Genomic DNA, 21,221 nt, shown 5'->3' on the forward strand with positions numbered 1-21,221 from the left:
TCTCCCCTGATAAAAACTGCTCTAATACTTTTTTCTTGAATGCTGATTCTTGTTCTTTCATACTGCTCTATCTTATAAACTTTAACTAAAATTCAAAGTTTTAGACAGAGTTTAGATTACAGTCTCAGACTATGACCGTATTTTAATTCCTGATCACCTTGCAGACAATTCGCCAACTAGTCAATCTATTCTGCACACCCTTATCTTATATTCAAAAGCAAATGGTACGTATGTGCCCTACATTTTAAAAGTGATTCCGAAGGATTCAAATGTCCAATTCGATACAGAAGACTTCTATCAAGGGGGTTATCAAAACATCCCAAGCGATTTCACGGGATCCTATGAGTTTTATACATGGAATGAAAAATTGATCGGAGGCTGGGGAATCAAAGATGGAAAAAAAGTAACTAGAATAAAGCCAGAAAAGAAAGTCAATGCAAAAAGCTCAGCCAGGATTTCAGATGTTTATTGCTATCAAATTGTCACCAATTGGTATAGCGTAGCATGCTCTGGAGACTACTGCGGCCAACCCACACTAATCGATCAAACTTCTTATACACATTGTACATACTATGCTGCCCCTCCAAGCATGGAAGGAGACGGACATCCCATTGGTGGAAATCCAGGTGGGGGAGATCCAAATGAAGAAGAACCTTGTGAATTTCCCGAAGGAAATCTATTTGATGTACCGATCAGCTGCGAAGAGGATGAGATGACTGCTGAAGATATCATCGATTTCATTACCTCTAGATTTGGGGTTACTTTAAAAAATTGTGAAAAGAAATTAATTAGGTCAGACCCAAGTTATTGGCCGGATGCCATTAATGTATTTCTAAACAAAGAATCAGCAGAAAATAAGACTAGATCAATATTTGGTATTAACGGTCGCAATGACTGTTCTGACGCATTCAGACATGCCTACTGGAATGCGTTAAATACCAAGCGTATTGGAATAGCCAGTGCAGCGCTGTTTGGGACTGCACACGAATGCCAGAGACCAACCGCAAACTTAGAGACAGCTATGGATTATTATAATAATGATGTCGGGAGAACAATAGCGTTAAATAACCCGAACGCAAGTGACAACTTGCTTGCGGACTACGTACTTCAGTCCCTGCATAATGGAGAACTGAAAATCATTAGTCATTTAGATTCAAATGGACTAGCCACATCAAATTCTGATACCATAAATTCCTCATCATGTCAATAAATAAGCTATCAGTCATAATATTAGTATTTGCACTATCATCCTGTGGCATATTCTTCAAACCTGCATGCCAATCAATAGTTATATCAGATGATGAACTTCTTGATTCTATAGCCAGCAATTTTAAAAATCAAGGGGTATCTGCAGTTTCCTTACATATAAAAGGCACAATAGATAAAGACATTACCTTGGATCAGTTCCAGCTTCCTGCGGGGAAAATTGACACGGTAACAGAGCCTTTTGACTATTACCGCCCGATATATCTCTACAAAATAAGCAATCCCAATGGGGCAGTAGGTAAATTGGAGCTTTGCGTGACTTTCTACCATTGATTACCATAACGACTTATTACCTACTAGGAGACTAGAGGTTCTTTATTCTAGTCACCAAGTACACTGAGGTGTTAGCAAGAAAGTGTAGATGGCAAATACTAAACTTCTTTTTGAGAAGATGAGCTTTAGTGTTTCTTTCTGATTTTCGTTCCATGGGAACGACTGGTTGGTAGTCTTGGAGTGTCAATGGCTGGTGTCGTTCCGTAGGAACGTTTGGTGTAAATTTAAGGGAGCAGGGCACAAATGATTTATTTTTTCTTTCTACCAGTTATCCTTCTCCTCCAAAAGCTAGACTCGCACATCCATAAAACAAAAGCCCATCAGCTTACCGACAGGCTTTTGCACTTATGATTGCTGAAAACTGGGACTGAATACTAGTATTATTTCCCCCATTCCGTATGGAAAATCCCCTCACGGTCAGTTCGCTCATAGGTATGTGAGCCGAAGTGATCACGCTGTGCCTGGATCAGATTGAGCGGAAGCTTGCTTGAAGTATAAGCATCAAAGTAACTCAACGCACTGGAGAGTCCCGGAACCGGAATCCCGCTTTTGGCAGCAAATGCCACTACCTCACGTACTGCCTGCAAGGTGCCCTGAACTTTTGGCACAAAAGAAGGGGAAAGCAACAGATTAGGAATGGAATTGTCCGCAGAATAGGCCTCGGCAATATCTGCCAATAACCCTGCCCGAATGATACAGCCAGCTCTCCAGATTTTGGCGATAGTGGACATATCCAGCTCATAACCGTAATCTTTGGAAGCATACATCAGCTGATGCAAGCCCTGGGCATAGGCGATAATGAAAGAGAAGTATAAAGCCTGCTCTGCCTGGGCGATCAGTTCATCTTTGGCAATAGGAGCTACTTCCGGTCTGGAATACAGTCCATCGGCCAAGACACGCTCATCTTTCAGGGCAGAAATCTCACGCATGCTTACTGCCATGTCGATGGTAGGGACGGGAATTCCTAAATCCATCGCATTTTGGGAAGTCCATTTTCCAGTTCCTTTTTGTTTGGCCTTATCCAGGATCATATCCACCAGATCGGCAGAAGTCAACTCATCTTTTTGGGTGAAAATCTCGGCGGTGATCTCCACCAGAAACGACTGCAAGCGGCCTTTGTTCCAAGTGTCATATACTCCATGAAGTTCTTCATTGCTGAGGTCACAGGACTTTTTCATCAAATCATAAATCTCAGAAGTAAGCTGCATCATGGCGTATTCTATGCCATTGTGGACCATCTTCACGTAGTTACCTGCAGATTTTGGCCCCAAGTAGGCAACACAAGGTTCGCCCTTGTACTTTGCAGATACCGCTTCGAAAATTGGCTTCACATGGGCATAGGCCTCCTTATCCCCCCCAGGCATAATGCTAGGTCCTTTTCTGGCACCTTCTGCACCTCCTGATACACCGGAACCAAAAAAGTGGATCCCCTTTTCTTTCAGATATGCCTCCCGGCGATCTGTATCGGTAAAAAATGAATTTCCCCCATCTATAATGATATCACCTTGATCCAACAAAGGCAATAGACTTTCAATCGCCTGATCGACAATTTTACCAGCAGGCACAAGAAGCATGATTTTTCTCGGAGCAGCCAAGGCCTGAACGAAAGTCTTAATATCCGTGGATGCGCTGACTTTTCCCAAGTCTCCTCCTTCTTCCTTCAGTGCGTCCACCTTCTCAGGATCCAGATCGTAGCCAAAAGCCTTAAAATTATTGTCGGCTACATTCAAAATAAAATTCCGCCCCATTACCCCAAGGCCGACTAATCCAAAATCATAATTTTTGTACTCCATATTTTTTTTATTGTTGTTTTTCAAATTCTCTTCTACGCTTAGGTACTTGCAAGTTTAGAAATAAATATGGGTTATTTTTGTGTCTATTGCCTCCAAAATTAAAGGATTGAAGGTTGGCATTCTAGTAAGATTGATAAATTTGTGATCACCCAAAGTGGTGTTTTAATACAAAAACCATAAAAATACGCCTGTACTGATGAAAAAAACACAAAACCAGATGCTGATCATTTTTGGTGCATCGGGTGATCTGACTGCGAGAAAATTGGTCCCTGCACTGTATAACCTGTATAAAGGGAATCATCTTCCTGAAAACTTTGTGGTTTTGGGTGCCAGCAGAAGTTCGATGAGTGATGAAGAATTCCGGCTGAAAATCATCCAAGAAAGTGAATTCTTAAAGGATAAAATCAGAAAGGAGGAAATTGATTACATAACCACATTTGCTGAAAAGATCTTCTACGAGGACCTGGGCGATAATTACGATAGCAACTACGGCGGATTGGCCAGGCGAATCAGGCAACTGAATGATGAGAAAGGCTGTGATGAAAACTTCATCTTTTACCTGTCCACTCCTCCAAGCCTCTATGAGATCATAGCCAAAAACCTCTTCGAGGCAGGCCTCACCACAGAGGAAAATGGATGGAAACGCATAATTGTCGAAAAACCATTTGGCTATAGTCTGGAGACCGCTAGGGAGTTGAACGAAGGATTGCACAAATACTTCAATGAACCCCAGGTTTATAGAATTGATCACTACTTGGGAAAAGAAACCGTTCAAAACCTGTTGGTGACACGTTTTTCCAATTCGATTTTCGAGCCCACCTGGAACCGCCGATACATACATCATGTGGAGATCACCAATGCTGAGACCGTAGGCGTGGAGAAACGCGGAGGATATTATGACAGATCAGGAGCTCTCCGGGACATGTTCCAAAGCCACCTTCTACAGGTAGTCTCCCTGATAGTAATGGAGCCTCCGATCAATTCCAGTGCGGAAGAAATCAGAGATGAAAAAGTAAAAGCTCTGAAATCATTACGCATTATGAAAACTGATGAGGAGCTCGCTACACATACTATGAAAGGCCAATATGTCGCCTCAACCATAGATGGTAAAAAAGTAAAAGGGTATAGACAAGAAGAGGGTGTAGATCCGGATTCCAAAACAGAAACCTTTGCCGCGGTGAAATTTTTTGTGGATAACTGGAGATGGAAGGATGTGCCTTTTTATGTGCGTACTGCCAAGTACATGCCCACTAAAGTCACAGAGGTAGTAATTCACTTTAAGTCGCCAGCCCATGAGGTATTCAAAAGCCAGGATGTCTATAAAAAGGACAACAAACTGATCATCAGAGTACAACCTGACGAAGGGATATTGATGAAATTTGGAGTGAAAGTACCCGGGCTGGGATTTCAGGTGGAGCAGGCGAATATGGAATTTTACTATTCAGACTTGGATTCTGCTGAAATAATGGATGCATACGAACGCTTACTGTTGGATGCCATGCAGGGGGATGCCACTCTTTATGCAAGGGCAGACGAAGTCGAAGCTGCCTGGAAATTTGTGGATCCGATTTTGAAGTATTGGGAAAATGAAGATGTCCCCACGTATGGCTACGCTGCCGGAACTTGGGGACCTAGAAATTCTGACGATATGATAGAAGGGCACTTTGGCTGGAGAAATCCGGGCAACCGACTGACTGACGAAACTGGTTTCTGTATTCTATAAAAATCAACCACGGAGGTCACAGAGGATAACGCAGAGAGCACAGTTTATATGCATCCTTTCGCTAAAAAGGTCAGAAAAAATTTCAGATAACATAGCCATAGGCGATGGCCAGGAAATCATGATAAACTAGCCTAAGAGCTGAATACCAATTCAACTCAAATCCGGAAGTCTTATCCATAATAATAGTTAGATAATTTGACGAAGTATATGGTACTAAAAATATACAACACAAAAGAACAGGTTGCTAAGGAGTTTTCTGAATACTTCAGAGAACTGGCTTCTGGCGAACAAACTATCCACGTAGCACTTTCGGGTGGCAGCACACCAAAAATTGTCTTTGATTATCTGGCAGGTAATTTTGGGAATGAAATCGACTGGTCTAGAATCAAATTCTATTGGGGAGATGAACGCTGTGTGCCGCCTACAGATGATGAAAGCAACTATAAGATGACTGTTGATCATTTGCTGTCGAAGATTGAGATTCCATCTTTTAATATTTTCAGAGTGCTGGGTGAAAATGATCCCGAAGGAGAGGCGGAACGTTACAGCCAGGTATTGGATACTGAGTTGCCCAAGGAAAATGATACGCCCCAATTCGATTTGGTGATGCTGGGTATGGGGGACGATGGTCATACGGTATCTATTTTTCCTGATTCTATCTCACTCTGGGACGCTGAGGAAAACTGTGTGGTCGCTACTCATCCTGATTCTGGCCAAAAGAGAGTGACCATCACAGGAAAGATCGTCAACAATGCCAAGGCTGTGGCATTTTTAGTCACTGGAGCAAACAAAGCTGAAAAAGTACGTGAAATCCTGAAAAAGGAGCACGATTTTGCCAGCTATCCTGCAAGTCTTGTTCAGCCGAGCCAGGGAGAATTGAGCTGGTTTTTAGACCGGGATGCAGCTCGGGATATTGATCCGGTCAGTTGATCAGAAATACACTCAGGCACAACCTTATAGTTTTATAAAACAACAGGAGTTTGATAAAGGAAATTTTACCTTCATCAAACTCCTCTCTCTTTTTGCCTGTGGTTGGGCTCAGTAGCCCCTGGCTCCACCATCTTCACTGGATGAATCCGCCGCTCCAGTGTAGAGTTTGAGCTGGGCATCGTAGGTAATCCCCATCAGCACTCCAATATTGTTTGTAGGCCGAAGGGTATGGCCCATTTTCTCTAAAGCTTCACGGGTATCGGGAGAAAGCAAATTACGCTCGTACAGAATGTAGTCCGGAAGCCATTGATGATGGATTTTCATCGCCTCTATAGCACGGTCAATACGCATATCATAAGCCAGGACATTCAGAACAGTCTGAAATACGGTATTGATAATAGTCCTGCCTCCAGGACTTCCGATCACTAGATAAGGCTTACCATTCTTTGCTACTATAGTTGGGGTCATGCTGGAAAGCATGCGTTTTTCCGGCGCCACCAGATTGGGATCCGATCCAATCTGTCCAGTAGTTGTGGTCACTCCAGGCACAGGGTTGAAATCCCCCATCTCGTTGTTGAAAATAAACCCGAGTTTATCCGAGCCCATTTTCACGCCATAGGAATTTTCCAGCGTATAAGTCATCGAAACTGCATTGCCCTCTTTGTCCACTACGGAGAAATGCGTGGTATTATCTCCTCCATAAGGATGGCCAAATTGAGCTGGATCAGACACCGATGCCTTGTTCATATCTATGTTTTCAAAGCGCTTTTTTGCAAAATCTTTTGAAAGCAACCGCTCCAAGGGCATATCTTCGTTGAAATCCGGATCTCCTAAAAACTCTGCCCGGTCAGCAAAAGCCCGGCGCATCGCCTCAGCAACCAAATGAACATAAGCTGTAGAATTGAATTCTACTTGAGAGATACCTGCCTCTTCCATGAGGTTCATCATCTCTATCAAAGCCACCCCACCCGAACTAGGAGGAGGCATGGAATAGATATCATAGCCATTGAAGGAGCCTTTAAGAGGCTCTCGCTCCACGGCTTCGTATTTTTCCAGATCTTCCTTGGTGATGATCCCTCCATTTGCCTTCATGTAGTCCTCAATCTCCTGAGCGACCCAACCTTTATAAAATCCATCCCGTCCATGTTTTTGGATCTGCTTCAAGGTTTTAGCGAGAGCGGGTTGCTTCCAAGTCTGTCCAGGTTTTACTATTTCCCCGTCCTTTCCCTTGAAGTAATTCCTCATAATATCCTCCGATGGATCCCGGTCTGTCATTCTCACAGCAGCGTGATACAAGCCCCAGGTCATTGTAAAACCTTTTTTTGCCAATTCCACTGAAGGTTTTACCAAATCAGACCAAGGCAATCTCCCATACTTTTGATGGGCTTGGTAAAGACCTGCCACAGTGCCGGGTACACCCACAGCCAATAATCCTTTATGATTTGAATTGTCCTTTATCTCCCCATTCTCATCCAAAAACATCGTAGGACTGGCCGCCAGAGGAGCTTTTTCCCGGAAATCAAACGTCGTCACTTTTCCTTCTGCATTCATAAACACAATAAATCCCCCTCCACCGATATTCCCTGCCTCAGGATGGGTTACTTCAAGTGCAAATGCCGTAGCTATCGTGGCATCTATGGCATTCCCGCCCTTTTTGAGAATATCCACACCTACCTGAGATGCGATCACATGATCTGACACGACCATCCCATTCTCAGCAAAAGTCTGGCAAAACCCTTGGAATTGTATTAAAATTAAAGCAAGCAAGAATAACGGGTAAGATCTGAATACAGAGTTTTTCATAGTTTGAAGATGAAATTAATCTGGAAGATATTTCTCTTTTCCCAAATACTCACCGAAAGTAAAAGAAATTACATCAAAGGTTTTTTCCGCTGAGCATCTGAAAAATAGGGTTGAAAATAAAAGGACTACGCTATCCAAAGATGGTCAATTCGCCATTCATCATACTACCTTTCAAGCAGCTGATAATTTGCTGTCAGTCTTACTACGTTCCTGTTGTAGTAATTACCGCTTTGGCGCTTATCCACCCATTTTTGATAGGTTAATTCCAACTTTAATTTGGCTGACATTTTAAGATCAACACCTAGCATCAGTCGGTTTTGGTCAAATGAATAATTTGGGGTTTTTCCGGCTTGAAACATAACTTCATCTCCTGCTAGAACCTTCATCTCCTGGTCTGCACTGATTTGCCAGATCAGATAATAAGTCAAAACCCTGTAACGAAATCTAAAACTATTAAAATAATCCACTTCATCTAGAACTGGCTCTTCCTGGATTTCTTTAGGGAAGAGTCTTGTTTCCACTCTAAGTCTTTGATCTAGCGTTAATTTTTCAAAATTCTTTTCATAGCCCCCTTCTACATCTATCCTAAATTCACGTTCGACAGAATTTGATCCTGACCTCGGATTATCAGGGCTTTGAAGCAAATATCCGATTCCTGTAGATGCTGACCATCCATTTCCAATTTTTTTTTGGATACGCGATTTCACAGAAAGCTGATGCTGTGCAAAAGGACTGATAAAATGTCTTTCCTGGATTTGAGAAAATACTGTCCAATCTCTTGCTACTGGCACAGTGAAAAATAATCCATACCATACGAGGTGCTGGTAATCAACCTCTGTCTGGGCGATTGATGGCTTTGGAAAAGAAAGAAAAAATAACAGTAAAATGGATGCTCTAAAATACATGAAATAGATTAATGATGGTTTACCAAGGATTACTGAAATTGATTAGCGGAATCCTAATGAGGTAAAGGGATGTGCCTTACGGTCACCAAAATCATTCCTACGCCAAAGACCTCTTTATGCTTTATTGATTCTCCAAAGATGAAAACAAGGCTTCCAGAGGTACTGATGCAAGTGAAGAATCGGCTATCTGACCTTGAAAAATCAATTGTAAGGATATGAAAAAGTTATGGGAAGCCACTTTAGTTTAAAAATAAGATCCAAGCTAGCCGCCATTTATTAGAAAGGTTTGAAATAAGGCAAGCAATCCAAGAGGGGAGAATTTTACCCAAATCGCATCTTCTGAATCCGAATCGCATTCAAAATTGCCAACAAAGCCACTCCCACATCTGCAAATACCGCTGACCACATCGTGGCCAAACCCAGGGCACCAAGTATCAGTACCAGCACTTTGATACCAAACGCGAATCCAATGTTTTGCCAAACGATCTGCTTAGTCTTTTTCCCTATAAGTATTGCAACAGGAATTTTGTCCGGGTTGTCATCCTGGATCACCACATCGGCAGTCTCAATGGTAGCATCGCTTCCCAAGCCACCCATGGCAATTCCCACATCCGAAATAGCTACCACTGGAGCGTCATTTACTCCATCTCCTATAAAAGCCACCTTTCCCTTTACAGCCTTTATTTGTTTGAATTTTTCTACTTTATCTTCTGGCAATAAGTCTCCAAAAAAGTTGGCTATACCTAACTTTTCAGCAACAGCCTTGACTACACTGCTTTTATCTCCGCTCAGCATGGTGACGCCGACATTCATTGATTTCAATTGCGCTATGGCCTTCTGGGCATCTGCCTTGACCTTATCCGCGATAGTCAAATATCCTACAAACTCTCCGTCATACGCAAATGCTACCGTGGTGTAAACAATGCTGCTGGCATCAATATCGTGGGAAACTGCATACTTATCCATCAGCTTGAAGTTGCCCACAAGTAATTCCTTACCCTCCGCAGTTGCTCTCAAGCCTTGACCGGGTATTTCCTCCACCTGTTCCAAAATCACCTCAGGATCCAGCTCTCCTACGTACGCTTTGATCGCAGTGGCTATTGGATGCGTGCTTTTACTTTCCAGCGCATTGACAAAATGTAGGAGCTTGCCGTCTTCATATTTAGGCTTAACATGCACTTCTTGTACCTTAAACACACCCTCGGTCAAGGTGCCGGTTTTGTCCATGACCACCTCGTCGATCGCCGCCAAACTGTCCAGGAAGTTGCTTCCTTTAAACAAAATCCCGTTTTTGCCGGCAGCTCCAATTCCCCCAAAATACCCCAATGGAATGCTAATCACAAGTCCGCATGGGCAGGAAACTACTAAGAAGATCAATGCTCTATATAGCCAATCACTGAAATCATAATTATCTGCAAAAAGAAAGGGAATAAAACATATCCCTATGGCCAAATAGACTACTATCGGAGTATAGATCTTAGCGAATTTTCGGATAAATAATTCTGTAGGTGCCTTTTGTGCTGTAGCATTTTGCACCAGCTCCAGTATTCTGGATAATTTACTGTCCTGAAAGGCAGCAGTCACTTTGACTAGAGCTACCTTATTCAGATTCACCATTCCTGCCAAGACTTGGCTTCCTTTCTCTTTGGTTGCTGGCTTGCTTTCCCCGGTAAGAGCCGAGGTGTTGAAGGAGGATTTTTCAGATAGTAACTCCCCGTCTAGCCCCAGCTTCTCTCCTGGCTTCAGCTGAAGCACATCCCCGATTTTCGCAGCTGATGCCTGAATATCTTTTGTAAGATTACCTTCAACTACCGTCACCACATCGGGTCGTTGGTCAAGTAGAGTTTTGATATTGGTTTTTGCACGTCGCACGGCCATTCCCTGGAAAATCTCCCCTATGGAGTAAAAAAGCATGACAGCTACTCCTTCCGGATATTCTCCGATCGCAAATGCCCCAATTGTGGCTATTCCCATTAAGAAGAATTCAGAGAATACACCCCCTTTTAAAATACTGCCCCAAGCAGCCTTCAAGACGGGTAATCCTACCGGTAAATAAGCAATGGCATACCAGATAACCCTGATCCAACCCTGAAACCATTCCTGCGGAAACACATGATCAAATCCTAAACCTGCCATCAGCATCACAAATGAAACGATGGCGGGCGCAAAAAAACGCAATTTATTATCCTCTGATTTCACTTAGCTTTTGGTCTAGTTTCTTCCATTAGGTTCATAACCTGTTCTAGTGGCAACTTCTCCACGTAATGTCCATCTTTCCCCTCCATACTTTCTGCTGCAAACAATGAGTTGATTATTGCCTCCTCAGTTGCCTCGATTACAGCCATGAAAAGGGAACTCATATCGTCATTCCGAATAAATTCGGCATTATCCAGTGATCCAGACTTTGCTTCATAGGAAATCCGCAGACCTTCTGCAGTACTGAACGCGATCACATAATCCCCGGATCCATTGGACGCTATCCCCCCTGTCTTTGCCAGCCCCATCATCGCCCGCTTTGCCATCCGCTCCAGATTTCTCTCCATCACCGGCGCATCCGTAGCCACTACGATCATGCAACTTCCATCTGACTTTTCCATCGCATCCCGAAAGGGATACCTGCCCATTTTTTCACCCACGGCCACTCCGTCGATCTGCAGATTCCCTCCGAAATTGGTCTGCACAAGAACTCCAACAGTGTATCCACCCAAACTCTCAGGAAGCTTACGTGATGAAGTTCCTATTCCTCCTTTCCAACCGAAACAAACCGTACCGGTACCTGCACCTACATTTCCCTCTGCTACGGTACCGCCTTCAGCAGCTTCTATAGCCTGAATCACTTCCCGCGGAGAGATATGCATGCCACGGATATCATTGAGGTACCCGTCATTGGTCTCACCTACGACTGCGTTGACCGATTGTACTTTTTCATTTCCAGGCTGAGCCAGTGTATAGCGGACCACCCCTTCTATTCCAGCAGCCACGCTTAATGTATTTGTAAGAACAATAGGTGATTCTATATTCCCCAATTCCATTACTTGGGTCGATCCTGCCAACTTCCCAAAGCCATTTCCGGCATATATTGCAGCAGGTACTTTCTCTTGAAAAACATTACCTCCATGTGGCAAAATCGCCGTTACACCTGTACGTATGTTATCTCCTTCGTTTTTAGTAAAATGTCCCACCTTCACCCCGGCCACATCGGTAATGGAATTGTTTTCTCCTGAAGGAAGCACTCCAAAAATCATCCCTCTTTCCCTGGGCCTATTTTGCGCAAATGAATATATAATCGGGAAAAGAAAGAGGAGTGCGAGTAAACTTAGATTTTTCATATCCGGTGATTTCCCGAATTTAATCTATATGTACTCAAGGAAAAATTACTCTCTCTCACAATCCATCAAAAAGCACCTATTTTTCAGCTATTCCATATAAAATCATACCTATATCAAGGTAAAAATGGGATTGCGAAGCACTTCTCTTAAATTCGCAGAGGCACAATATGAAATTACAACATGCTAAAAAAAGAAAGGTATAAAGCCATCATCGATCATTTCAGGGAGAATATGCCCATAGCTGAAACGGAACTCCACTATGAAAACCCCTTTCAGCTACTGGTGGCAGTGGTACTTTCCGCACAGTGTACCGATAAGCGAATCAACCTGGTGACACCGGCACTTTTCGATAAATTCCCCGGTCCAGAGTTTTTGGCCGCTTCGGATTTCGATGAGCTTTTTCCCTATATCAAGACTGTTTCCTATCCCAACAATAAGACAAAACACCTCCTTGGGCTTGGCAAAATGCTCATTGAAGAATTTAATGGAGAAGTCCCCGCTACCGTTCCAGAACTTATCAAACTTCCCGGCGTGGGTAGGAAAACGGCCAATGTGATCACTTCAGTGGTCTGGAACCAACCCAATATGGCAGTGGACACCCATGTCTTCCGTGTGTCCAAAAGACTTGGCCTGGTATCCCAAACCGCCAAGACTCCTCTGGAAGTAGAAAAGCAACTTATCCGGCACATCCCCAAAGAATATGTACATATCGCACATCATTGGTTGATTTTGCATGGACGCTATGTATGTCTGGCACGTAGGCCAAAGTGCGAGGAATGTACCCTGACGCACTTATGCAGATACTTTGAAAAAAATCAAGGAAAAATCACCAAGGTAGAAACGGAAAATTAATGTGCGGAATTCATCTGATCTGGGGAAAAGGAGCCAATGAACATGCCATAAATGAAATGCTGGAAAAAAGCCAGCACCGCGGCCCAGATCATAGGGCTAGCTGTAGTCCCTGGCCAGGGCTGTGGATAGGAGTAAGCAGATTAAGGATAATAGATACAAAACCAGAATCCGATCAACCTTTTTGGTCATCAGATACCAGTTCCCTGTTGGTCTGGAATGGGGAGCTTTACAACCATCCGGAATTGCGCCAGCTGCTCATCGCCATAGGCATTGCTTTCAGTACCCAATCCGACACTGAAGTCGTGTTACATCTTCTCAGGATATTTGGCCCGCCGGGATTGGAAAAGATGCAAGGCATGTTCACTTTGATCTATGCGGATCTGGCAGATAAAAGCTTGCTAATAGCCAGGGACAAAAATGGAGAAAAGCCGCTCTATTTTGCTCAGGGAAACGAAACACTTCTTATTTCTTCAGAATGCAGGAGCATACAATCATTCAAAAAATCGGACTTTAACCCCAAACAACTTGAGCCCTATTTCTACTTAAGAACTCCAATACCGGGTAAGACTTTCTTTAAGAAAGTACATGAATTGAAACCCGGAGACTTCAGCAAACTCTATAACCCTATTTCCTTACAGTGGAAAACCATCCCACATCAGCGCAATCTACCCGAAAAACCCTCCTACCAAACGTTTAAAAAAACTCTCCAAAACGCTGTCATAAGGCAGTTTTGTGCAGATGTGCCAGTAGGAATGCTGCTTAGTGGCGGTGCAGACAGCTCTTTGCTATACGCATTCTGGTATAAGGAAACTGGAAAAGCCTTGCCTTCCTATACCGTACAAGTAGCGCAAAAGTATAGAAAGAGATATGCAGATGGAGATGCCGCTGAGCGATTCTCCCTTCAATTCCCTACCAGAAATCACAAGATCGAAGTCAACCAGAAAATCTTTTGGGAAAACTGGGATGACTATGTGAAATCAATAGATCAACCTATTGGCGATTCGGCAGGATTTCTGAATTGGCTTATCGGAAAGGAAGCAAAAAAATCTGTCAAAGTGCTGATCAGTGGAGCTGGAGCTGATGAACTATGGGGTGGATATCAGCGGCATAAAGCATTTGCTTTTTATCAAAAAAATAAAGCCATCTTGCTCAGGAGCAAAGGGTTTTTAGATAAGATCCCTTTGGAAAGAAGCTACCATAAATTCATTGCGGGTATTGTCCCAAACCCGCACCGTACCTTCCTGAACTTTTCAGCATTAGAAAACATTCCTGACTCTCTGGCAGATAAATACACTCAGATCTTTAATAGAAATCTAAGCGAATATCGTCAAATACTGGATTTTGACCGACGGGTTTATTTGGTGCAGGATGTACTGAAAGTCCAGGACAATGCACTCATGGCGCATAGTATCGAGGGGCGCTCCCCGTATTTGGATGAGACTATGCAAGTACTTTGGAGAAATATAAATGATGAAGGATTGCTAAGAGGAAAGCCATGGATAAAAAGCTATCTGACTGAACTTGGGCTTGGCTGGATCTCCAAGCGTCCAAAAATGGGTTTTGGTCTTCCGTTACAGGAATGGTTTGCGGAAAACAGTGGATTTGCCGCAAGAATATTCTCTTCCCTTCGGGCATTCGAGAAAACCCATGGAGAGTGGTTCCCTTCAGAAATGAGGAGTATGTGTGCAAGTCCCCAAACTGCTGTCAAGAATCATTTTTTAACGTTGTACAACCTGTTTCTTCTTTCAGAATGGGTAAAATTGCATAAGCTGTGAGATTGGATGTACCGTAGGCAGGCATCGCCCAAGCCGCACATAAGGAAAAATCCTTTCACTCGGGCTATACCTGCCAGATGGGATTGGCATCCAAAATCAAATATAACCCTATGAAAATCATCTACATCCATCAGTATTTTCGAACTCCAAGCGAGGGTGGGGCGGTGAGATCCTATCATTTAGCAAAAGGCCTCGTGGATGCAGGATTTGAAGTGGAAATGATCACTGGGGGTTCTCAAAAGAATTATGATCAGCGGTGGATAGATGGAATCAGAGTACATTATGTTCCGGTAGCCTACGATCAGAATTTTGGTTTTATCAAGCGTTCATTAGCTTTTATATCATTTGTCAAACAGGCTAAGAAGCTGATCAGAAAGCTTCCCAGGCCTAATTTATTGTACATTACTTCTACTCCCTTGACCACAGGATTACTTGGTCTTTGGGCAAAAGAAAGGTTGGCCATTCCTTATATTTTTGAAGTTCGGGATCTTTGGCCTCAAGCGCCTATAGAAGTAGGAGTCATCAAAAATCCCCTATTGAAAAGGCTCTTAATATCTTTGGAGAAGAAGATTTATCAGCAGGCTTTGAAACTGGTGGCTTTGTCTCCCGGGATAGCTGAACATTTGCGTAGTGTATGCCCAGAGCGGCAGATTGCCTTAATTCCTAATTTTTCGGATTTGGAAAGGTTTTTCCCAATGGAAAAAAGCCCGGATTTACTTCTGAAATACGGGTTAAGAAACTCCTTAACAATAGCTTATACCGGTGCCTTGGGAAAAGTGAATGCTGTAGAAGAGTTATTGGAGATTGCTGAAATCGCACAAAAGCGTGCTAAAAACTGGCAATTTCTGATCATGGGAGAAGGAAGCCATAAAGTCTTACTCCAGCGTATATCTTCGCAAAAATCGCTTTCAAATGTTCACTTTGTACCTTTTGGTTCAAAGGAAAAAGTAAATGAGGTACTCAGCTTAGCTGACTTTGCATGGATTTCATTTGCGCATTTACCCGTATTGAAAACCAATAGCCCCAATAAATTTTTCGATGCATTGGCAGCTGGAAAAGCAATTTTAGTGAATCACAAGGGGTGGGTATATGATTTGGTAAAAAACCACCAATTAGGTTTTACCTGTTTGCCTTCCACTCTTAAAGTGTGCATTGATAATCTGGAAAAAATCGAAAATAACCCTGAGAAACTCCTCATGATGGGTAAAAATTCCAGACGATTGGCAGAGCAGTACTTTAATAAAGAGCTGGCAGTTGCCCGGCTAATCAATCTTTTAGACCCTACAAAAGGCAATCAAAACGCCTCTGGGGAAAAGGATATATTGACAGCTTAACTTTAAAAATACGCTATTATTTCAAGTGCAATAGCTAGTAGTTGAAAGGATAGATACGATTCTTCAAGAAATAGAAAAACGTAAAAGCACGCTGCTTTAGCATGCTCGCCAATGTATAAATTACGCTAGCCCTTATCCCCTATTTTTACCCAAAGCAGAAGAAAATAAATTCTGATTCTACTCAATTTTTACCTTTCTAGAAAACCCTCAAAGGTATTTCATGTCTAAAATAAATGCCATTTACAGGAGACAAACGCCTTATTTTCAATTAAATCAAGATTTTTTTAAAACTATTTTGAAGTTAGCGGGTTTCAATTGTCCAACTTAATACTTAACCGAAAACCAACTAACATGAAAAGTTTCAATCAAAATGTATGGCGATTGCTTTCGCTGTCTCTTGCTCTTTTGGTCACCGTGAGTTTCACCTCTTGTGACGATGATGATGATGACATGGTACCGGAGCCTGACGATATTGTTGATGTATTGGAGGATGATTCCAATTTTTCGATTCTCTCTGCTGCAATAGATGTTGCTGATTTAGACGGAGCTCTAAGCGGTACCGGTCCCTTTACAGTATTTGCTCCTACCAACGGTGCTTTTGGGGATTTCATTGCGGACAATAATATTACTTCTGAAGCATTGTTGGGAAATTCAGACTTGGCAGACATACTAAGCTATCATGTCGTTTCAAACCGGGTCATGGCGGCGGATGTAAGTGCTGGCTCTGTGACTTCTTTGACAGGCGATCCATTCTTCGTAAGCATAGACCCTGATGGAGGCGTGTGGATCAATGGAAACACTCAGGTGACAGCCACAGATAAGATGGCGAGTAACGGAGTAATCCATACCTTAGATTATGTGATCACTGCTCCAACGATGAGTATTGCAGAGATTGCTGTAGGAAATACTACGGCATCTACCCCAGAATTCACACAACTGGTTTCGGCACTGTCCAGGGCTGGCTTGGTAGATGCTGTCAGTGGAGGATTTGACGATAATCTCACTGTTTTCGCCCCCACTGATGCAGCTTTCGAGGCACTTTATGATGCACTTGGAGTAAATGGAGTGGAAGACATCGAATTGGAGCTTCTTACGGATGTGCTGTTATACCATGTAGTGCCGACTAGGGCATTTTCACAGGATCTAAGAGATGAAGCTAGTCTCCCTACACTCCTTGAAGATGAAAACCTCACTGTAGATCTTCCTGGCCTGATGATCAATGAAAGTAATCTTGTACCGTCTATGCTGAACATCCATGCGACCAATGGAGTGATTCACGTGATAGACCAAGTATTATTGCCGGAATAATAGAAGAGGTGGTTTAGTGAAGTGGAAAAGCGAGTCTGGGTAGGACTCGCTTTTTTTCGTATAATGGATTTACCAGGGACTTTGACTTTAGCCCCCCCATAGCTTTCCTCAAATTCATCGGGAAGGGTTTTATTTCCCGTAGCTTGCAGAGCTGACCCGAGACTCGACTACAAATTGTATTGTAAAGACCAGCCGTTTATTCATTTGGCTTCCTAGGCCTATAGCCAGACTTCCGAAAAATCTTTTCTGCGTCGGGTTCTGCCATCAGTACATCGAGCGGCACATCTTGGTTAAACTGATAATCATCCACAATATTCCATCCTAGCCACCGCCCTAGACGTCCGGGGGCTTTAGTGCTGATCGCGTCTGTAAATGGTGCTTCCCCTGTGTATTTTCGGATCTCAAAAGGATTGGTCTCATACAGCAGCTCATTCTCTACAAAATGAGCCCAAATCAACTCCTCGTTGGCAAAGCTTTCTGAAATAGCTTCAGGTGTATACCCGATAATATACTCATCGGAAGTACAGGGCATGATAGCTTTCATAAAATGATAGGCCTTGCCATAGTAAATCATCTCTGCCAAAAGCGTGTTGTCAGCAGGATTAGTCAGATTATAGCGGGAAGAAATCGCCATTACGATCATCGGCACTATATATGGCTTATCGTACCGCTCTGCCATATACCTTGGAAGTTCTGGCTGAAAAACATGGCTAGGAGGAAGAAAATAATCCAACCCTATCACTATCAGTTCATCAGTTACGACCAAATCGGAATTAAACCCTGATACAAACGTATAAACCTTTGGTACCTGAAAATCCGGAAAGTAATGTTTGATAGCTTTAAAAGCAGTTTCCAGCTCTTTTTCCACTTCAGAAAAATCCGCAAATGCCACTTCCACGGAGTCATACAATGTCCTCATGATAGAATCCTGGTGGATAGCAAGTAGCTCCTTTGCTAAAGAATCGGGATTAGGATACAAGTCCATCTGCAGGTATTCCCCGGCAAATTCCGGATGCTTTTCAAAGAGATAACTGAAATCCTGTTCAGATTTGGCCTTGAAGAAATCCTGCTCCAAGCGCGTAATTTCTATTGTAAGATCCTGCTCCAAGATTTCAGAAGAAAGTCCACAACTTTCATCCTTTTTTCCACAGGAAAAAGCTAAAAGTAAAACTAGAAAAGGAATAAAATAACGTGCCACGTGAATACGCATCAATCAATTTTTGTCAAAAATAAGAATTGGAATGCTAACTGACCCAACGAAATGCTTTTATTGAATATTTGAAAGCAGATTCAAAATTTCTGGGACTGAGCGATTTTTGTAAAATATCAATTTCCCCTCACCGCCTTCAAAATCAAATCATACACCTCCGTTGACTGTAGTTTATCTGAATTCAACAGATCTTTATCCTGAGAAACCAAGAGTGGTTTATCCAGATCATCCTCACTCAGCCGTCCATGCGCACCCTTTACCAAGGTAGCGTCCAAAGGTATGACATCCATCAAATACCTGAAACCAAGCTTCTTCTTTAGAACCTTGGAACCTACGGTAAGCATCGGGACTTTGATTTGAGGGTTCAAAATGAGCTCTACCGGATCATAACCGGGCTTTTTATGAATGTCAACGCAGCGGGCATAATCGGGTGCCTTCGCATCATCCAGCCAGAAATAATAGGTGAACCATGATTCCTTATCTGCCATGACCACTAGGTCTCCTGAGCGTTCGTGATCTATTTGATGCTGTTTTTTGCCCTCCTCATCAAGTACTAGTTCCACTCCTTCGGTCTGTTCAAGCAATTTTTTAACCTGAGGCAAAATACTTGGATCATTGACATGAACATGCGCCACCTGATGGTCAGCTACTGCAAAAGCCTTGGAAGTTCCAGCATCCAAAGTCTCCAGACCACGCTCATCCTTAACTTGAATCCAACCCTGTTTTCTGAAAATTCTATTCAAATGAACCGGTTTGCTCACCGTAGTAATTGCATATTCAGAAAGCAGGATCACTTGAGTTCCCTGCTTTTCAAAGTAGGTGATCAGATCCTCCGCCAGTTCATCCACTTCCCTCAGGTATTTTCCTATTTTATCAAAGTCAATCCCGTATTTCTGTAAAGAATAATCCAAATGTGGAATATAGATCAAGTTCAGCGTAGGATTGTGCCATTCATCTACTTTCTTGGATGCTTCAGCGATCCATTTGCTGGAAGCAATATTCGCATTTGGCCCCCAGAATGAAAATAAAGGAAACTGACCCAATTCCTTCTGAAGCCTGTCTCTCAATTCCATTGGCTGACTATGGCAGTCGGGTTCCTTCCTGCCATCCGCCAAATACAGCGGCCTGGGAGTCACAGCAAAATCCACCGATGAGTACATATTGTACCACCAGAACATATTGGCGACGGTAAAGTCCGGATTTTCGTTCTTCAGTGTCTCCCAGATCTTTGGAGACTGTACCAATTTATTCGATTGCCGCCAGAATTTTATCTCACACTCCTCCTGAAAATACCAGCCGTTCCCCACTATTCCGTTTTCATTTGGCATCTTTCCAGTCAGATAAACTGATTGGGCTGAGCAAGTCACAGCAGGCAAAACAGGAGCTACGACTGCCTTTTTCCCTTTTGATATCCATTTTTTTAGGAAAGGCGTATGCTCTCCGATTACCCGGGGAGAAAGCGCAACTATATCTAAAACTACTGTTTTCTTCATTTTGATTCAAATTTTCGGATGACCCAGTCTAGCTCTCTGGCTATGGATTCACCCAAGGGTAAGCGGGCTTCTTTAGGCAAAACATCCCATGTATAAGTCTCTACTTCCAGGTGATTGGTCAAAGAAGGATTTTTTAAAATTTCATTTAGAACAATTGAAATTTGGTCTTGGGTGGAGGCTAGAAATCCATAATTATCGAGAAATACCGGCACATGGAAATGGATTCTCCATTCCTTCTCATCCGTGGAATCAAGCACTTTCAAAGCATCTGGCAAATCTGGATAGGAGTTTAACCTACCGTCACTGCCTTTGCCCACAACTTGGTGTAGATAAGTGGATTCTTCAAAAGGCAACAGATTCACCTTCAGCAAATCACGGGCTTCCGGCAACTCAGGTATCATTACTTTCAGCGCGGCAGAAATCTGGATTTTCCCGATTCTCAAGCCAGCTTCTTCAAACTTGGCAAAAGTATCAGCGGGCTTTTCATACACCAGCGCAAAGTGGCAGACATCATAGCATACCTGCACATGTTCCCTTATCAGCTCTTCGGCTTCCTCCAATGAAATCCTTAGATGTTCGGAAAGCCAGGGCTTACCCATAGGAAGCAACCAATCGCTGAATAACCAGAGCATTTCATCAGAATTTTCCAAAATTCCATCCGGTTCTGGTTCTATATCCAGATGCAAGGATTTTCCGGTCTTCTTTTTAATTTCTGCCAGTTCTGCCACCACTTCCAGCAAATGCTTTGTGGCAACTTCCATACCGGCCTTTAAGTCACTTTCATTTTCAAACCAACGCCTATAGGAAATGGGGGAGGTGGATATCCCGCCATCCATACCCTCTGGCAAAAGCTCTGACAAGATTCTAAAAGAGCGGATGGTATAATCCCGACGATCTGTGGTAGTCCAATCAGGATAATGTACCTGGTCTTTGACAGTGGTCCGGTGAAAATCCCCATAAGGGAAGCAATTCAGCGTGAAAACATAGGCGTTTTCCTCTTCAAGCCAAGTTTGGAACTCCTGTAGCTTTTCTGGTTGCTCCAAAACTAAACTGGCTTCATGAGAAAGACGGAGGCCTATTCCGAAAGGATCGGTGTGCCTTAGTCTTTCTTTGACTTCAGGGATGTAGTTCTTTAAGTTCTCAAAAGTTGCCTCCCAAGTTTCCCCGGGATGGATGTTGCTACAGTAACTGAGTTGAAAACCTTTGATTTCCATCAAGAAAGGGAAT

16 protein-coding genes are annotated in these 21,221 nt (G+C 43.0%); 8 read left to right on the forward strand and 8 right to left on the reverse strand.

Annotation, left to right across the window (positions count from 1 at the left end; genetic code table 11):
- The first annotated feature begins 232 nt into the window (after positions 1 to 232).
- Positions 233 to 1,210 carry a hypothetical protein gene (locus LZF95_RS14535; protein ID WP_233755821.1) on the forward strand — a complete coding sequence of 326 codons (978 nt, stop codon included), beginning with the start codon at positions 233 to 235 and terminating at the stop codon, positions 1,208 to 1,210.
- Positions 1,201 to 1,539 carry a hypothetical protein gene (locus tag LZF95_RS14540; RefSeq protein ID WP_233755822.1) on the forward strand — a complete coding sequence of 113 codons (339 nt, stop codon included), beginning with the start codon at positions 1,201 to 1,203 and terminating at the stop codon, positions 1,537 to 1,539. The genes LZF95_RS14535 and LZF95_RS14540 overlap by 10 nt, the downstream gene beginning before the upstream one ends.
- A gap of 380 nt (positions 1,540 to 1,919) precedes the next feature.
- On the opposite strand, the gene gndA is transcribed toward LZF95_RS14540, so the two are convergent.
- On the reverse strand, positions 1,920 to 3,332 hold the full coding sequence (gene gndA / locus LZF95_RS14545) for an NADP-dependent phosphogluconate dehydrogenase (protein ID WP_233755823.1): 1,413 nt from the start codon (positions 3,330 to 3,332) through the stop codon (positions 1,920 to 1,922).
- Between the two features lie 196 nt (positions 3,333 to 3,528).
- Here gndA and zwf point away from each other — a divergent pair, with 196 nt between their 5' ends.
- Positions 3,529 to 5,055, forward strand: coding sequence for a glucose-6-phosphate dehydrogenase (gene zwf, locus LZF95_RS14550; protein WP_233755824.1), 1,527 nt, complete (start codon positions 3,529 to 3,531; stop codon positions 5,053 to 5,055).
- A 207-nt stretch (positions 5,056 to 5,262) separates the two neighbouring features.
- Positions 5,263 to 5,985, forward strand: a complete 723-nt coding sequence (pgl, locus tag LZF95_RS14555; protein ID WP_233755825.1) for a 6-phosphogluconolactonase — start codon at positions 5,263 to 5,265, stop codon at positions 5,983 to 5,985.
- Between the two features lie 108 nt (positions 5,986 to 6,093).
- On the opposite strand, the gene ggt is transcribed toward pgl, so the two are convergent.
- From ggt to LZF95_RS14575, 4 genes are all read right to left on the reverse strand, one after another.
- Positions 6,094 to 7,788 carry a gamma-glutamyltransferase gene (ggt, locus tag LZF95_RS14560; RefSeq protein WP_233755826.1) on the reverse strand — a complete coding sequence of 565 codons (1,695 nt, stop codon included), beginning with the start codon at positions 7,786 to 7,788 and terminating at the stop codon, positions 6,094 to 6,096.
- Between the two features lie 164 nt (positions 7,789 to 7,952).
- A complete protein-coding gene (locus LZF95_RS14565) occupies positions 7,953 to 8,693 on the reverse strand; it encodes a DUF2490 domain-containing protein (RefSeq protein WP_233755827.1) in 741 nt (246 codons plus the stop codon).
- A 321-nt stretch (positions 8,694 to 9,014) separates the two neighbouring features.
- Entirely contained in the window at positions 9,015 to 10,892 is a 1,878-nt protein-coding gene (locus LZF95_RS14570) for a heavy metal translocating P-type ATPase (protein ID WP_368670782.1), read from the reverse strand.
- A complete protein-coding gene (locus LZF95_RS14575) occupies positions 10,889 to 12,022 on the reverse strand; it encodes a P1 family peptidase (protein ID WP_233755828.1) in 1,134 nt (377 codons plus the stop codon). Before LZF95_RS14575 ends, LZF95_RS14570 begins: the two co-directional genes overlap by 4 nt.
- 180 nt (positions 12,023 to 12,202) lie before the next feature.
- Between LZF95_RS14575 and nth the strand changes: the two genes are divergently transcribed.
- The 4 genes from nth to LZF95_RS14595 all read left to right on the forward strand — a co-directional run bounded on the left by nth (position 12,203) and on the right by LZF95_RS14595 (position 17,291).
- Positions 12,203 to 12,874, forward strand: coding sequence for an endonuclease III (gene nth, locus LZF95_RS14580; protein ID WP_233755829.1), 672 nt, complete (start codon positions 12,203 to 12,205; stop codon positions 12,872 to 12,874).
- Positions 12,874 to 14,649: an asparagine synthase (glutamine-hydrolyzing) gene (gene asnB / locus LZF95_RS14585; RefSeq protein WP_233755830.1), complete on the forward strand. Its 1,776-nt coding sequence runs from the start codon at positions 12,874 to 12,876 to the stop codon at positions 14,647 to 14,649. The genes nth and asnB overlap by 1 nt, the downstream gene beginning before the upstream one ends.
- A gap of 110 nt (positions 14,650 to 14,759) precedes the next feature.
- Entirely contained in the window at positions 14,760 to 15,983 is a 1,224-nt protein-coding gene (locus LZF95_RS14590) for a glycosyltransferase family 4 protein (protein WP_233755831.1), read from the forward strand.
- Between the two features lie 351 nt (positions 15,984 to 16,334).
- A complete protein-coding gene (locus tag LZF95_RS14595; protein WP_233755832.1) occupies positions 16,335 to 17,291 on the forward strand; it encodes a fasciclin domain-containing protein in 957 nt (318 codons plus the stop codon).
- 196 nt (positions 17,292 to 17,487) lie between these two features.
- Here the strand turns inward: LZF95_RS14595 and gldB are convergent, their stop codons facing one another.
- From gldB to eboE, 3 genes are all read right to left on the reverse strand, one after another.
- Positions 17,488 to 18,501 carry a gliding motility lipoprotein GldB gene (gene gldB / locus LZF95_RS14600; RefSeq protein WP_233755833.1) on the reverse strand — a complete coding sequence of 338 codons (1,014 nt, stop codon included), beginning with the start codon at positions 18,499 to 18,501 and terminating at the stop codon, positions 17,488 to 17,490.
- 116 nt (positions 18,502 to 18,617) lie between these two features.
- Positions 18,618 to 19,994 (reverse strand): alkaline phosphatase family protein, encoded by a 1,377-nt coding sequence (locus LZF95_RS14605; RefSeq protein ID WP_233755834.1) that lies wholly within the window; start codon positions 19,992 to 19,994, stop codon positions 18,618 to 18,620.
- Positions 19,991 to 21,208 carry a metabolite traffic protein EboE gene (gene eboE / locus LZF95_RS14610; protein WP_233755835.1) on the reverse strand — a complete coding sequence of 406 codons (1,218 nt, stop codon included), beginning with the start codon at positions 21,206 to 21,208 and terminating at the stop codon, positions 19,991 to 19,993. Before eboE ends, LZF95_RS14605 begins: the two co-directional genes overlap by 4 nt.
- Positions 21,209 to 21,221 lie beyond the last annotated feature (13 nt).

The organism is Algoriphagus sp. AGSA1, assembly GCF_021390545.1.
In the GTDB taxonomy this organism is placed as follows: domain Bacteria; phylum Bacteroidota; class Bacteroidia; order Cytophagales; family Cyclobacteriaceae; genus Algoriphagus.